The sequence below is a fragment of the Luteolibacter luteus genome, assembly GCF_012913485.1.
GTDB classification, from domain to species: domain Bacteria; phylum Verrucomicrobiota; class Verrucomicrobiia; order Verrucomicrobiales; family Akkermansiaceae; genus Haloferula; species Haloferula lutea.
In genome coordinates this window covers 5,452,753-5,465,530 of the sequence record NZ_CP051774.1, presented here as the reverse complement: position 1 = coordinate 5,465,530, position 12,778 = coordinate 5,452,753, and the positions used below count along the sequence as shown (strand labels likewise).

Sequence of the window (12,778 nt, the reverse complement as noted above, 5' to 3'; positions counted from 1 at the left end):
TCGGGAAAATGAAATCCTCTCAACCCGGTCATGACAAACGCTGGAGCCTCCGGAGGAAGCGCTTCATAGACTTCGCCGACCGCCACTGGGAGGCGAGCTAGAGCCACGTCACTTCACCGGCGAAAAGTCCACCGGCTTGAGGAAGACGTTCTTCACGCCGTCCGGCAAGACTGTCAGGGAACCGCCGTTCGCATCTTCGGACGCCTTCTTGGCAGCCACCCAGACCGGGTCTGCGCGGAACTCCGTCCAAGATTTCGTGGCAGCGTCCTGATCCTTGTGAGCGAGGAAATAGAGCAAGGTGTTGGCAGCATCCGGCTGACCTTCGTTCAGCTTGAAGTAGCCGAGATTGGTGATGCCGTGCTTCTTGAAGAGCTCGATCGTGTGATCGTTGAAACGCTTGTGCAGCGCGGGCAGAAGACCATCACGCGTGGTGTAGGTGCGCATCTCGAAGACGCGATCGGCACCGCTGTTGGCTGGTCCCGGGAAGCCCGGGGAGAAGTCGGTGGAGGTCAGATAGAGTTCATCGATCTTGCCGACCAGCTTGCCGTTCACCTCGGAAGCTGCGGCAGCCTTCTTCCAGTCCTCGTCGCTGAGGAAGCCCTTCCAAGCGGCATCGCGGGCAGCCTTGTCGGGGTAGGAGAGGAGGTAGATCAGGACATTGTCCTTGTTCTCAACCGGCACCCAGTAGCCGACGTTGGTCATGCCGTGCTTCTCGAACAACTTGCAGGTGTGATCACGGAAGCGCGTGAGCAGCGCATCCAGTTTGCCCGGTTCCGCATGATAGGTGCGAAGCTCGTAGAGAAGCTTGTCAGCAGCGGAGGCGGAAAGCGAAAGCCCGACGGCGAGAGCAGCGGATGCGAGGACCTTGATCATGGCATGACCTTCCACAAGCCGGGGGCGGCTGGCAAACGGGAAGCGTGGCTGTCTAACGATTGCCGCCGGGCGGGGTCCGGCCCTCGCCGAAATACTTCTCGCTGCGGTAGCGGAGCCAGACCCGCAACTCCTGGGGAATCTTCTCCTTCTCCGCCTCGCTCAGCGTCTCGTAGAGCGCGATGGCCTTTTCCCGCTCTCCGCGGCAGGCGGCATTCCGGTGAGCATCCCAGAGGCTACGCGCCAAGCGGATGCGCCGGTTCACCTCCTTGATCAAGGCAGTGCCGGTCAGCGGCTTGGCGTTGGCTTTCTTCTTTGGAGGCATCAAGGGGAGTCCAAATGGCTTATGCCCAAGCACTCATTTCCGTGGCGAGTCCTGCCATCCAAGCGAAACTGGAGTTCCGCGCTCCCAGTGAAAAGGCGATTACTCCGGTCCGTGGTCGTTCTCGTCGCGGGCCCGGGTTTCGAAGCGCATGAGTTCGGCGATGAAGGTCAGCGGGACGTGGCCGGTTTCACCGTTACGGTTTTTCGCGAGGAGGAGCTCCGCCTTGCCGGCTTCCTGCTCCTTCTCTTCCTCCGTTTCGGCGTAGTAGGCAGTCCGGTAGAGCAGGCCGATCATGTCGGCGTCCTGCTCGATGGTTCCGGATTCACGAAGGTCGGACATACGCGGCACCCCGAGGGATTTGCCGGTTCGACCTTCAGGACCACGGTTCAACTGGGCGAGCACCAGAATCGGGACGCTGAGTTCCTTTGCGAGGGCCTTGATACCGGCGGAAATTTCACCAATTTCACGTTCACGGGAATTCTGCGCCTGCTTCGATCCGGATTTGAGGAGCTGGAGGTAGTCGATCGCGATGAAGCCCAGGTTGTCCTCACGCTTCCGGCGGCGGGCCTTGGCGCGCAGCGTGTCGATCAGGATGCCCGGGGTATCGTCCACGAAGAGCTTAGAGGAGGCGATCTCTTCAGCGGCGCGCTTGATCCGCAGCAGGTCCTCCTTGCGCGGCTTGAAACCCTTCCCGAGCTGGGTCATGGCGAAACGGGAGCGCGCGAAGACCAGACGTTGAACGATCTGGAACGCCGTCATTTCGCAGGAGAACACCATGCTCGGCACGCCCTGATCGACGCAGATGTGCTCCGCGACGTTCATCATGAAGGAGGTCTTACCCATCGAAGGACGGGCTGCGACGACGAACATTTCACCGGGCTTCAGGCCCTTGCACATCCGGTCGAGATCCGAGTAACCGGTCGGCGCGCCCTGCACCTCCACATCACCGGAAAGCAGCGCCTCGAAGTGGCTGATCACCTCGGCCACGGATTGCTTGATGTGGAAGCCGCGGACCGTCTCGGTGCCTTGGCGGATACCCAGCACGCTGGTCTCCACGCGGTCGAGCAGCGACACGGTTTCCTCCGGATTGTCGAAGGCCTCCGAGACCGCTTCGGTGCAGGTGCGGATGATCGAGCGAAGGACGAACTTGTCCTTCACCAGCGAGAGGTGGTTGTGGAAGTGCGCCGCATTCGGCGCGTAGGTGAAGATGTCCGTGATCGCGGCAGGACCGCCCACGCTATCCAGCATTCCCCGGTCGTGGAGGAGGGCTACGAGCGAGACGAGTTCGATCTCCTTACCTTTCGCATTGAGATCCTTGAGCGTCTCGAAAAGGAGGCCGTGCGCGGGCAGGTAAAAGTGGTCCCGCGTCAGGCCTTCTTCCAAGGCCATGCCGATCCAGGTTTCCGGATCCTTCAGCATCGAGGACAGCACGCTTTTCTCCGGCCCCAAGGCGTGGGGCATCGACCGAGTCACGTCCGGCCCCACGGCAGCGGCGTCCTGGGCCTGGAGGTTCGGGGAATCGGGACGAGCGGGCTTGGTGTCGACGGCCATGGATAGGGAAAGCGTAGAGCAAGGAGCGAAGAGCGGAGAAGAAAAGGTCTTCGAGCCCCGGTCGGACAGGGAGGAATTGTATAGCGAGTCGGGTGCCCTTCGGTCAACAGAGGCGATTGTGAACAACCTGCGCACAAGTTGAGCCCTAACCGAAAGCTGTTGATAGAGAGCAGCCGGGATCAGCCACCCATCTTGAACACAAGGCGCAGACACAAAAAAGCGCGGGTCCTTCCGGAGCCGCGCTTTTGGGAAAAACGATAGGAGAGAATCAGGCTTCTTCCTCTTCAGCGATCTCGCCGTTGGCTTCGACGTTGATCGTGAGGATGGTGCTGACTTCCGGGTGGACGCGGACGACCACTTCGCTCTTGCCGGACTTCTTGATCGGCTTCTCGAGTTCGATCGCGTGGCGGTCGAGCTTGATGCCGGCGGCTTCGAGTTCCTTGTGGATGTCCAGAGAGGTGACGGAACCGAAGGCCTTGCCACCTTGACCGAGTTCGAGCGTGAACTTCGGACGGAGCTTGGAAACCTTGTTGGCGAGTTCCTTGGCCTGTTCGAGTTCCTCGGCTTCGCGCTTGGCGCGGGTGGCCTTGAGGTTTTCGACGTGGCGGAGGTTCGAGCGGGTCGCTTCGTAGGCCTTGCCCTGAGGGATCAGGAAGTTACGGGCGTAACCGGCACGGACCTTGACGACATCGGCTTCGGCACCGAGACCTTCGATTTTTTCGCGGAGAATGACTTGAGCGTTGGCCATGAGAGTCGTGGGTCGTTCGTTGGGGCGGCGGAGGTAGGCTTCCAGAGCGCGGGAGTCAAGGGAAGAAAGCCGCTTTGTAAAGAAAAGGCTAACGTTGAACACCGAACATCCAACTTTGGACGCTGAATTCCGAGGAAGTCAGCCCGCCTGTTACGCCTGTTAAAACAGGGAAATTAACAGGTGGAATCGCTCCGGAAGGTCGGGCGGAAGCGTGATGGATGGGCGGCGTTCCGGCGTTCACAACTCGGCCATCTTAGCAACTCTCAGCAATTTTTCTTCTGCCAAGTGCGGGGCCAAAATCTGGAGGCCGACAGGGAGATCGGTCCCCTCGCCCGACGGAACCGTCCCGCATGGCACCGAGATAGCGCAGAGACCGGCAAGGTTCGGAGCGAGGGTGAAAATGTCGGAGAGATACTCGTGGAGCGGATCGTCGGCAAACTCCCCGATCTTCCGAGCCGGAGCCGGGGCCACGGGGGTCAGGATAGCATCCACCTGCTCGAAGGCCTTCTCGAAATCACGCCGGATCAGGGTGCGGACCTTCTGGGCGCGGGTGTAGTAGGCGTCGTAATAGCCGGAGGACAGAACGTAGGTTCCCAGAATGATGCGGCGCTTCACCTCCGGGCCAAAGCCGTCCTCGCGAGAGCGCTCGTAAAGATCGAGCAGGTCTTCCGGGTTGGCGGCACGCTTGCCATAGCGGATGCCATCGAAGCGGGAGAGGTTCGATGAAGCCTCTGCCGGAGCGATGATATAATAGGTCGCCACCGCGTGTTCGGTGTGCGGAAGGGAAATGTCGACCAACTCCGCCCCTTGGTCCTGCAAGCGCTTGGCCGCGGCCTCCACATGGGCGCGAACGGCGGGATCAATCCCCTCCCCGAAATACTCGCGAGGAATTCCAAGCTTCAGACCAGCAACCCCTTTATTTAATTGTTCCGAATAATCAGGAACCGGCACATTCAAGCAAGTGGAGTCCCTACGATCGTTTCCAGCGATCGCTTGAAGCAGTAGCGCCGCGTCCTCCACGCTCTTCGTGAGGGGTCCGATCTGGTCCAAAGAAGACGCGAAAGCGACCAAGCCGTAGCGGGATACACGCCCGTAGGAGGGCTTCAGCCCCACCACCCCGCAGTGCGAGGCTGGCTGACGGATCGAGCCGCCGGTATCGGAGCCGAGGGCGGCGATTGCGAGGTTCGCGGCGACTGCGGCAGCGGAGCCACCGGAGGAACCACCGGGGATGCGCGAGAGATCGTGCGGGTTACGGGTCTTTTGGAGGGCGGAGTTCTCCGTGGCCGAACCCATCGCAAACTCGTCCAAGTTTGCGCGGCCGAAAAGCACGGCTCCGGAGGCCCGCAGACGTTCGCTTACATGGGCGTCATACGGTGCCTTATAGCCGCTTTCCAGAAAGCGGGAGCCGCAGGTGCAGGGCTGGCCCAGCACGTTGATATTATCTTTCAGGGCGATCGGAATGCCGCCCAGCGGCAAGGAAAGATCGGCAGCCGCAGCGGCGGCACGGGCGGCTTCCAGATCGTAGGAGAGATAGGCACCGATCTCGCCATCGCGGGCGGAAATCGAGGCGGCCAAGTCATCGACGATATCGACGGCGGTGATTTCCCCGGCTTGGAGGCGCTTCCGCAGGGCGGAAATGGTGGAGGTGGAAAGGGACATTTTGAAAGAGAAGTCGGAGATCGGAGTCCAGAGGTCGAAAGACGGTATTTCGGGCCGATCTCCGGGGATTTCAGGCGTCGGCGATCACTTTCGGGACCCGGATCTGGTCCTGCGCTTGGTCCGGGGCATTGGCCAGCACGGACTCCCGCGGCAGGCTTTCGCCGGGGACGTCCTCCCGCATCACGTCGTAGACCGGTGCCGGATAGGAGGTGGGTTCGATTCCCGAGACATCCAGGGTGGAGAGAGACTCGACATGGCCGAGGATGGCATCGAGCTGGCGCTGGAAAACCGCGCATTCCTCCTCGCTGAGTACCAGCCGGGACAAGCCGGCGATCTTGCGGACATCGATGTGTTCAGTGGCCATTCGCGGGCGGATTGGAGAGGAAAGCCCCGGCGGGGGCAAGGGCGGGAATTGCCCGGATGCACCTTCCGTTCACCCGCCGAAGGGGGGACTTGTCAGTTGCGCGGAGAAGGCTAGCGTCTCCACCATGCGTTTTTCACTGCTCCTCGCGCCTGCCGCCGTGGCAATCGTCGCTCCCGCCTTCGCGGGCCCTGCCGAGCAAGCACACGAGATCAGCAGCAACTACGACCGCGATTTCAAGCTGTGGGTGCTGAAGCTGAATGTGGCGCCGACCGCGGAAGAGCGGAACAAGATCGCGCTCGAACGCCCCGATACCGCAGCCGCTGTCAAAAAGATGTGGGCCATCCTGCAGCCGAATCTTTCGCAGCCTTGGGCACTGGAGCCGGCCGCCTGGCTGCTCCGGAACTCCGGCAAGCTGGTGACCCGGGATGAAGTGGGCAATGCGAAGCCGATGATGGCGGAAGCCGCGATCGCGATCCGCGAAGCGATACTGAAGAATCACATGGCCAACAAGGACTTGGGGCCACTCTGCCTGGCCTTGGTCGCCTCGAACGACGGCGGTGCCCTCCCCTTCCTCGAGCGCGTCGAGAAAGAGAGTCCGAACAAACAGGTCCAAGGGGTCGCCGCCCTTTCCGTGGCGATGATCCTGAAGAATCTCAGCGACGAGCCCGAAGTGATGCGCCGCCGCCTGACCATGCTCCGCAAGGCCATCATCGAAAGCAGCGACGTGGAGATCAGCGGTGTCTCCGTGGCGAAGCTGGCGGAAGACGAGCTCTACATCATCCAGTATCTCAGCAAGGGCAGGCAAGCCCCTGACCTCCAAGGCGTAGGCTCGGGCGGCCAACCCATGAAGCTTTCCGACTACCATGGCAAAGTGGTGGTGCTACTCTTCTGGCGCTCCGAAGAAGGTAACAACGAGCTGCTTCTGGAAATGGTGCGCAACATGCGCGAGCGGTTCACAGGCAAGCCTTTCGAAGTCGTCGGTGTGAGCCGGGACTCGAAGGAGGTTCTTCGCTCAATGCAGGCCGGCGGCGAGATCGCATGGCCGAATTTCTCAGACCCGGAGAACAAGCTGGGCGCGGAATTCCGCGTCGCCGGCTGGCCGCTGGCCTATGTTCTCGATGGGGATCGCAGAATCCACTATGTGGGCGCGATGGGATCCTTTGTGGAGCTGACGGCGGCAGCGGTTCTGGAGGAAAAGTAAGCCCTTCTCAGCGTTCCATCATTTCCGCCGCGAGCCAACGCTCGAAGGCAGGATGATCGTTAAGATCGTATTGAAAGGAGCGGAAGCCGAGGCGCTTGCCCGTCTCGATGTTCGGGCCGAGATCATCGATGTAGAGGGTCTCGCCCGGCCTCAGCCCGTGCTTCTCGATGGCGTGGTGATAGATCGCGTCGTGCGGCTTGATCGACTTCGCTTCGTAGGAAAGCACGGCTTCCGGGAAGTGCTTGAAGATCTCGTAATTCTCGAAAATCCACGGGCAATGGATGCCATTCGTGTTCGAGAAGAGGATCAAGCGATGACCCGCCGCGGAGAGGCTTTCCACCACCCGCCACATCGGTTCGACGGGAGTGAAGATATTCCGCCACGCATCGATGAAATGCGTGTGCTCGATTCCCCCGCCCATTCGCTCGATGGCCCAAGGGATGTAGACCTCGTTCTCAATCAGGCCGCTTTCGAAGTCGTCTTTCTTCTCTAACAAGACCATCAACCGCTCCACCGCATCCGGAGTTTCCGGCGGGAACAGCTTCGCGAGCGAACTCTCGAAGTGGAAATCGAGGAGCACTTTGCCGATGTCGAAGAGGAAGGTCATTCTTGAATGGACGTGACTTGGGAAGACTGGTCTTTCGCCGGCGATTCCTTGCACCTTTCGAGGATATGCCGTGCGGAGGCGATAGCTCCGGCATTCCGGCCGTGGACGGCAAGCTTGCGCTTCATCGAGCGCCATAGCGCAGCGTCGTCGGCGAGAAGATCTGCCACGGCGGTGCGGAGAGCTTCCGGAGTTTCAGCGAGGCCACCGGCACCGATGGCTTCGAGGAGCTTAAGATTCCCCTCTTCCTGCCCGGGCACGAGGTGATGAACGAGCATGGGGACGCGGGCGGCAATCGCTTCGTGAACCGTCGCGCCGCCGGCCTTGCCTACGACCAAGTGGTGACTGTTGAGCAGCGCGGGCACCTTGCGGGTCCAGCCCTTGATTTTCACGCGGCCCGGGAAGGCATCGCGGATCTCCTTCGCCTTATGCCAGAGGTGGCGGACGTTCCGACCGAGGATGATGGTGATCTCGGTATTCGGCGAGGCATTCAGGATCGCCTTCGAGATACGCCGCACCTGCAGACGCCTGCCGGTGGTGAAATGCAGCACGCGGAAGGGCTTGCAGGGATCGTCCGCAGGAACCGGATCGAGACGAGAGAACGCGGGGTTTACCGGGAAGCCGGTATCGACCACCCTCTCCGCAGGCAGTCCCGCCTTGATCAAGGCGGTCCGCGTGAAAGGATCGGAAACCAACCACTCCGAGGTCGGAGCTTTCACCCAGGCGGCATTGATCTCGATCGAGTCGGTGACGACCGTGAAAATCTTCGGCGGATTCGGATGCCCTTCCAAGAGGCGTTCCAGAAAGTAGGGATAGAGCGGATAGGTCGCCACCACGGCATCGGGCTTCCAAGTCTCCACCAGTTCGCCAAGCTTCCGCTCGGGCTTCCGCATCAGCGGCATGCGCTGCTTGGTAAAATCCACCTGATCAGTCTGCAGATAAACCCGGTACCAAAGCCGCGGTGCGCGGGTGGTGACGAGGCGGTAGCCCTTGCAGATCCACTTCGTGCTTACCGGAGCACCGAGCATGCAGGGATCGGTCACGCGAGCCTCCGCCCCCGCTTCCTCCAGCGCGAGCGCCAGATTCCGCGCCGCGCTATTATGACCTTCGCCAAAAGCGGCAGTGCAAATGAGAATCCGTGCAGGCATCAGCAGGTGTCACGGGCTTCTTAGGCAAAAGGCGGGCATTGCGTCGAACGGCATTTACGGCTTTCGTCTCCAGACGCCCTTTTTTCATGCCAGAGCACGATCCGACCCCCAAACTGCGCGTCATTGAGGACCAGGAGGAAACCCCGGCAGAGGGCGTGGTGCGCCTAGGGCCGGAAAAACCGGAGAAGGCTCCGAATCAACGGCTTCAGCAGGATCAGGCGCCTACCGTCCGGCCGATCCAAGAGCCGCGGCCCGCACCAAACGAGTCCCCCGCCCGTCTTGAAAGCGCGAGCCGTGATTACTTCGACGGCCGCAGCGTAGAACCGGGAGTCGAGGCGATCCTGGACCAACAGGTGGCCACGGAGACGATCGAAACCCCTTGGGGTGGCCAGGAAAAACGGGTTTCCGGCATTCCCTATGGCTGGTTCTTGCTGATCGGTCTCGTCGTGGCGGGTGCCGGACTCTGGTCGATTCTCCAAACGAAAAAGGGCGAGAAAAACGTCGCAGCGGCCCACGAAACGGTGCGGGAAAAGGTCGAGAAGGACGAACAGAAGGATGCAGCGGCGCGCGATCTCGTGGCCGAAGTCGAAAAGGTGGTCCGCAGCTATCTGGCGGCCGACACCATCGAAGACATCGTTCCGCTAATCCGCCAGCCGGAGCGGGTGCGCCCGCTCATCGAGAAGGAGTGGCAGACCAAACCAAAGGTAGCTTCGAAATTCCGGCGCCTGGCAATGTTTCAGCCGGCAACGATCGAAGGAAAACCCTTCTGGGTGATTCGCGCGGAGGTGGAGAACTCACCCCCGGAAAACCTGCTACTGGAGCAAACCGGAGACGCCGAAGTAAAGGTGGATTGGGAAACGCAGGTCTGCCATCAGCCGATGCCATGGAACGATTACGTTTCCAGTCGCCCTTCGGGCCAGAGCTTCGATTTCCGAGTCACCGTGGAGCGGGACAACTTCTTCAGCCATGAATTCTCCGATGCCTCGAAATGGCGCTGCTTCCGGATCGGGGCGAAGAATTCCGTGGAGCGTCTCTTCGGCTACGCTCCCGCCGATAGTGAAATCGCCAAGTTTCTGGAGGCCTATTGTGCCGGAGCACCCCGCAAAACGGCATCGGTGATCCTGCGGCTGCGCTTCCTGCCGGAAGCCGGTTCGCCGCGAGGCGTGGTAATCGAGAAGGTGGTGGCCCCGCGCTGGGTCTACCTGAAGGACCCGACGGACGCGCCTTGACCCACGCCGCCCGCCTGCGAGCGTTTCCCGCACGTGAGCAAGGCAAAGACAGCGGCAATGGGATGGCGCCCCCTTTTGGGAGGAGTCGCGGGTGGGACCCTGCTTTTCCTAATTTACCAGTATGGCAAGGCCCTTTGGAGCCTGGCCAACCGCACCGGCGGAATGGACAACAAGTTCAGCCAGCTGGCGCAGAGCGAGTATCTGTCCTACCTGATCGGCCAGAATGTCGTGGTCTTGCTAGCCTACCTGATTCTCTGGATCGCCGCGATACTCCTTGTAACTCCCTTGGTATCGCTGATCCGGCGGTGGCTGCCATGGCAAGGAAAGGGAGCGATCGCCCTTGCGGCGCTGATCCTGACCGCATTGATCCATTCGTATTTCGAAACACGCTTGGAGTATAACCGTCCCTATTTCCTCGGTGGAGGAGAGCAGCGAGGGATGATTTACCTGCTACCGGACGCTTGGCAGGCTACCGCCAAGACAATCGTCTTCACCGCCTTTCCCTTGCTGGCATTTGCCGCGCTCGCCGCGTGGTGGCTGATGAAAATGAAGCCGCGCCTGCGCGCCGGAGTGATCGTCGCCGGCGTGCTGGTTTCCGCGGCATTCGCCTTTGCACCCGCCCGCCACAAGACGGAGGCCACGGCCACAGCACCCAATGGCAAGGCCTTGAACGTGATCATCGTGGGCTCCGATTCACTCCGTGGAGATCGGCTTGGTTTCACCGGCTACAAGCCCTCGCGAAGCGATGGCGCCGCCGCCGCGGGGGTTTCCCCGAATATCGACAGCTGGGCGAAGGACGCAGTCCGCTTCGAAAGATGCTACGTCCCCATGGCGTCGACGCTCGAGTCGGCGGTAAGCGTGATGAGCTCCACTTATCCGCATACCAACGGCATCCGCCACATGTATCCGGGGAAAGAGCAGGTGGAAGCAACCCAAGCAAAGGTCCGCCCAATCGCGGCGGTGCTCTCCGAGAAGGGTTACGATACGGCCGCGATCGGAGATTGGTGCGCCGGCTTCTATGAAATGATGCCACTGGGCTTCAACGAGAAGCTGGTATCCACCTTCGAGAACTTCCGGATCTACATGACCCAGGCGGTTTTCATGGCGCACTTCGTGGTGCCGCTCTATTTCGACAATCCGCTGGGGTACAAACTCTTCCCGCAAATCACCTCATTCGCGGAATTCGTCACTCCGGAAGTGGTAACGAAGCGAGTGGAGGACAAGCTGGCAGACCAAGCGAAGACCGGCCGGCCCTTCTTCTGGCACGTCTTTTATTCCTGCAATCACCTCCCCTATAATTGCGGACAACCCTACAACCGCCTCTTCACCGATCCTGCTTACAAGGGCCGGAACCTCGCGAAGGTCGACTTCGACATCAATGAATTCGTCAGCGGCACCTCACTGGAGGACAAGATGAGCGCGCTGCCGGAAGCCGACATCCGCCAGGTGCGGGCGCTTTACGATGGCTGCACGAGGCAATTCGACGATTGCTTCGGGCGGATTCAAGCAGCGTTGAAAAAGAACGGCCTGGCGGAGAACACGATCGTGATCGTCACCGCGGATCACGGTGATGACCTTTACGAACCGGGTGTGACCTTGACCCATGGTCTCGGCTTCAACGGTGGCGACCATTGCTTCCACATCCCGATGGCGCTGCATGTACCCGGCGCGACCCCGGCTTCGCTCCCGGATCAGATCCGGAGCATCGATCTATCCCCCACCCTGCTGGACCTGCTCGGTGTGGAGAAGCCGGCGCAGTGGGAGGGCAAGAGCTTCGCGGGACGGATCCATGGCACCGCTCCGCAGGAAGACCGCCCGTATTACGGGGAGACCAGCTTTCCCTTCATCCAATTCAAAGTGCCGGGCGTGGACCGGCCGAAGCTGCCGCCGATGGACGAGCTGACGATGATCGATCCGGGCTTCAAGCATCAGTTCGTGATGAAGCCGGAATTCAACGAGCCGGTGAACATTGCAAAACAACGCTGCCTGCGCACCCGGAATTGGAAGGTAGTTTGCACGCCATGTAGCGAGGGGAACCGCCATTACGGGCTTTTCCGGATCTCGACGGACCCGGATTGCCGGGATGACCTTTCCGGGCACATGCCGGAAATCCTTCATCCCATGCAGGCTGCGCTGGAGCGCTGGATGGACCGGCACGAGGAAACGGCCATCGCCGAAATCTTCCCCGGGGGCGAACCGTAACGCGCTAAGCAGGATTGCCGCTTGAGTTTCCGCCCGGAGCGGAAATGCTTTCGCCCGCTCCTCCGGCAAACGACCCGTTTCATGAAATTTGTCCAGTTCCCTCTCGTCGCCCTCGTGTGCAGCAGCGCCTTCGCGGCTGATGCCCCGAAGCTCCTTGCCGACTACCTGCCGCCTGACACGCCGATCAAAGGAGAGATCGTCGTGGTGGTGCCGCCGCCGGAACTCGACAAGTACATCGCGAAGGTCGAGGAAACCGCACGCAGCTCGAAGGCCAACGCGGATTGGTTCCGCGAGCACGCGAAGACCGGCAAGCCGGGTGTGCCGCTGCCCTACGACGAGCGCCTGGGCCTGACGAAGGAGGAATACGACGAGTATCTCAAGTTCTGGGGTAAGCGTGAGTTCAAGCCGGTGGAAGCCGTCGCCATTCAATTGAAGAGTGACAAGGAAGGCCGCTGGAACATCAACATGACGGGCGGTGCCCAGTCTGTCTCCACGCTTCGCTACGACGTGAAGGATGACACCTTCCGCTCACCGAACGGCCCGCTCAAGCGCATCGAGGACGTGAATGCCGACGCCAACAGCACCTTGGGAGCTTGGTCCGGGCAGGAGTGGAAGTATGAGGAGCAAACCGGCCTCGGCACCACCAAGGAGAACATCGCGATCGGCAAGACCGGCGATAAGAAGTACGGCCTCGTCGTTTACCGCCTCCAGGAAGTTTCCTCGCAGGGCACCCGCTTGCTGGACCGCGGTCTGGTAGTGCGGTTCCCGCTGGGAGAAGCGGGCATCATCAAACAGAAGCCAGCTCCAACCGCAGCGCCTGCGAAGCCAGCCCCAGCTCCGGCCAAGCCTGCTGCGAAGCCGAAAAAGAAGTAAGTGA

The 12,778-nt window shown here is 60.9% G+C and carries 12 protein-coding genes; 4 read left to right on the top strand and 8 right to left on the bottom strand.

Annotated features, from left to right (window positions below):
* Nucleotides 1–108: 108 nt before the first annotated feature.
* The 6 genes from HHL09_RS22645 to gatC all read right to left on the bottom strand — a co-directional run bounded on the left by HHL09_RS22645 (nt 109) and on the right by gatC (nt 5,517).
* Nucleotides 109–873, bottom strand: coding sequence for an NIPSNAP family protein (locus tag HHL09_RS22645; RefSeq protein WP_169456950.1), 765 nt, complete (start codon nt 871–873; stop codon nt 109–111).
* Nucleotides 874–925: 52 nt separating this feature from the next.
* Nucleotides 926–1,195, bottom strand: coding sequence for a Precorrin-3B methylase (locus HHL09_RS22640; protein ID WP_169456949.1), 270 nt, complete (start codon nt 1,193–1,195; stop codon nt 926–928).
* A gap of 99 nt (nt 1,196–1,294) precedes the next feature.
* Nucleotides 1,295–2,746, bottom strand: coding sequence for a replicative DNA helicase (dnaB, locus tag HHL09_RS22635; RefSeq protein ID WP_169456948.1), 1,452 nt, complete (start codon nt 2,744–2,746; stop codon nt 1,295–1,297).
* A gap of 268 nt (nt 2,747–3,014) precedes the next feature.
* A complete protein-coding gene (gene rplI, locus HHL09_RS22630) occupies nt 3,015–3,494 on the bottom strand; it encodes a 50S ribosomal protein L9 (protein WP_169456947.1) in 480 nt (159 codons plus the stop codon).
* Between the two features lie 237 nt (nt 3,495–3,731).
* Nucleotides 3,732–5,153 carry an Asp-tRNA(Asn)/Glu-tRNA(Gln) amidotransferase subunit GatA gene (gatA, locus tag HHL09_RS22625; protein ID WP_169456946.1) on the bottom strand — a complete coding sequence of 474 codons (1,422 nt, stop codon included), beginning with the start codon at nt 5,151–5,153 and terminating at the stop codon, nt 3,732–3,734.
* A 70-nt stretch (nt 5,154–5,223) separates the two neighbouring features.
* The gene (gene gatC, locus HHL09_RS22620) at nt 5,224–5,517 is read right to left on the bottom strand and encodes an Asp-tRNA(Asn)/Glu-tRNA(Gln) amidotransferase subunit GatC (protein ID WP_169456945.1); all 294 of its coding nucleotides are present in this window, start codon (nt 5,515–5,517) and stop codon (nt 5,224–5,226) included.
* 124 nt (nt 5,518–5,641) lie between these two features.
* Here gatC and HHL09_RS22615 point away from each other — a divergent pair, with 124 nt between their 5' ends.
* The gene (locus tag HHL09_RS22615) at nt 5,642–6,718 is read left to right on the top strand and encodes a peroxiredoxin family protein (RefSeq protein WP_169456944.1); all 1,077 of its coding nucleotides are present in this window, start codon (nt 5,642–5,644) and stop codon (nt 6,716–6,718) included.
* Between the two features lie 7 nt (nt 6,719–6,725).
* On the opposite strand, the gene HHL09_RS22610 is transcribed toward HHL09_RS22615, so the two are convergent.
* Together HHL09_RS22610 and HHL09_RS22605 are read right to left on the bottom strand one after the other, a co-directional pair.
* Nucleotides 6,726–7,325, bottom strand: coding sequence for an HAD-IA family hydrolase (locus HHL09_RS22610; protein ID WP_169456943.1), 600 nt, complete (start codon nt 7,323–7,325; stop codon nt 6,726–6,728).
* The gene (locus HHL09_RS22605; RefSeq protein WP_169456942.1) at nt 7,322–8,470 is read right to left on the bottom strand and encodes an MGDG synthase family glycosyltransferase; all 1,149 of its coding nucleotides are present in this window, start codon (nt 8,468–8,470) and stop codon (nt 7,322–7,324) included. The genes HHL09_RS22610 and HHL09_RS22605 overlap by 4 nt, the downstream gene beginning before the upstream one ends.
* A gap of 86 nt (nt 8,471–8,556) precedes the next feature.
* Here HHL09_RS22605 and HHL09_RS22600 point away from each other — a divergent pair, with 86 nt between their 5' ends.
* The 3 genes from HHL09_RS22600 (at nt 8,557) to HHL09_RS22590 (ending at nt 12,774) form a co-directional block, all read left to right on the top strand.
* On the top strand, nt 8,557–9,699 hold the full coding sequence (locus HHL09_RS22600; RefSeq protein ID WP_169456941.1) for a hypothetical protein: 1,143 nt from the start codon (nt 8,557–8,559) through the stop codon (nt 9,697–9,699).
* 33 nt (nt 9,700–9,732) lie between these two features.
* On the top strand, nt 9,733–11,901 hold the full coding sequence (locus HHL09_RS22595) for a sulfatase family protein (protein WP_169456940.1): 2,169 nt from the start codon (nt 9,733–9,735) through the stop codon (nt 11,899–11,901).
* 81 nt (nt 11,902–11,982) lie between these two features.
* A complete protein-coding gene (locus tag HHL09_RS22590) occupies nt 11,983–12,774 on the top strand; it encodes a hypothetical protein (protein WP_169456939.1) in 792 nt (263 codons plus the stop codon).
* The last annotated feature ends 4 nt before the right edge of the window (nt 12,775–12,778 follow it).

Coding starts and splice junctions, on each gene's coding strand:
- HHL09_RS22645 (WP_169456950.1), bottom strand. CDS start 873: ATGATCAAGGTCCTCGCATCCGCTGCTCTCGCCGTCGGGCTTTCGCTT.
- HHL09_RS22640 (WP_169456949.1), bottom strand. CDS start 1,195: ATGCCTCCAAAGAAGAAAGCCAACGCCAAGCCGCTGACCGGCACTGCC.
- dnaB (WP_169456948.1), bottom strand. CDS start 2,746: ATGGCCGTCGACACCAAGCCCGCTCGTCCCGATTCCCCGAACCTCCAG.
- rplI (WP_169456947.1), bottom strand. CDS start 3,494: ATGGCCAACGCTCAAGTCATTCTCCGCGAAAAAATCGAAGGTCTCGGT.
- gatA (WP_169456946.1), bottom strand. CDS start 5,153: ATGTCCCTTTCCACCTCCACCATTTCCGCCCTGCGGAAGCGCCTCCAA.
- gatC (WP_169456945.1), bottom strand. CDS start 5,517: ATGGCCACTGAACACATCGATGTCCGCAAGATCGCCGGCTTGTCCCGG.
- HHL09_RS22615 (WP_169456944.1), top strand. CDS start 5,642: ATGCGTTTTTCACTGCTCCTCGCGCCTGCCGCCGTGGCAATCGTCGCT.
- HHL09_RS22610 (WP_169456943.1), bottom strand. CDS start 7,325: ATGACCTTCCTCTTCGACATCGGCAAAGTGCTCCTCGATTTCCACTTC.
- HHL09_RS22605 (WP_169456942.1), bottom strand. CDS start 8,470: ATGCCTGCACGGATTCTCATTTGCACTGCCGCTTTTGGCGAAGGTCAT.
- HHL09_RS22600 (WP_169456941.1), top strand. CDS start 8,557: ATGCCAGAGCACGATCCGACCCCCAAACTGCGCGTCATTGAGGACCAG.
- HHL09_RS22590 (WP_169456939.1), top strand. CDS start 11,983: ATGAAATTTGTCCAGTTCCCTCTCGTCGCCCTCGTGTGCAGCAGCGCC.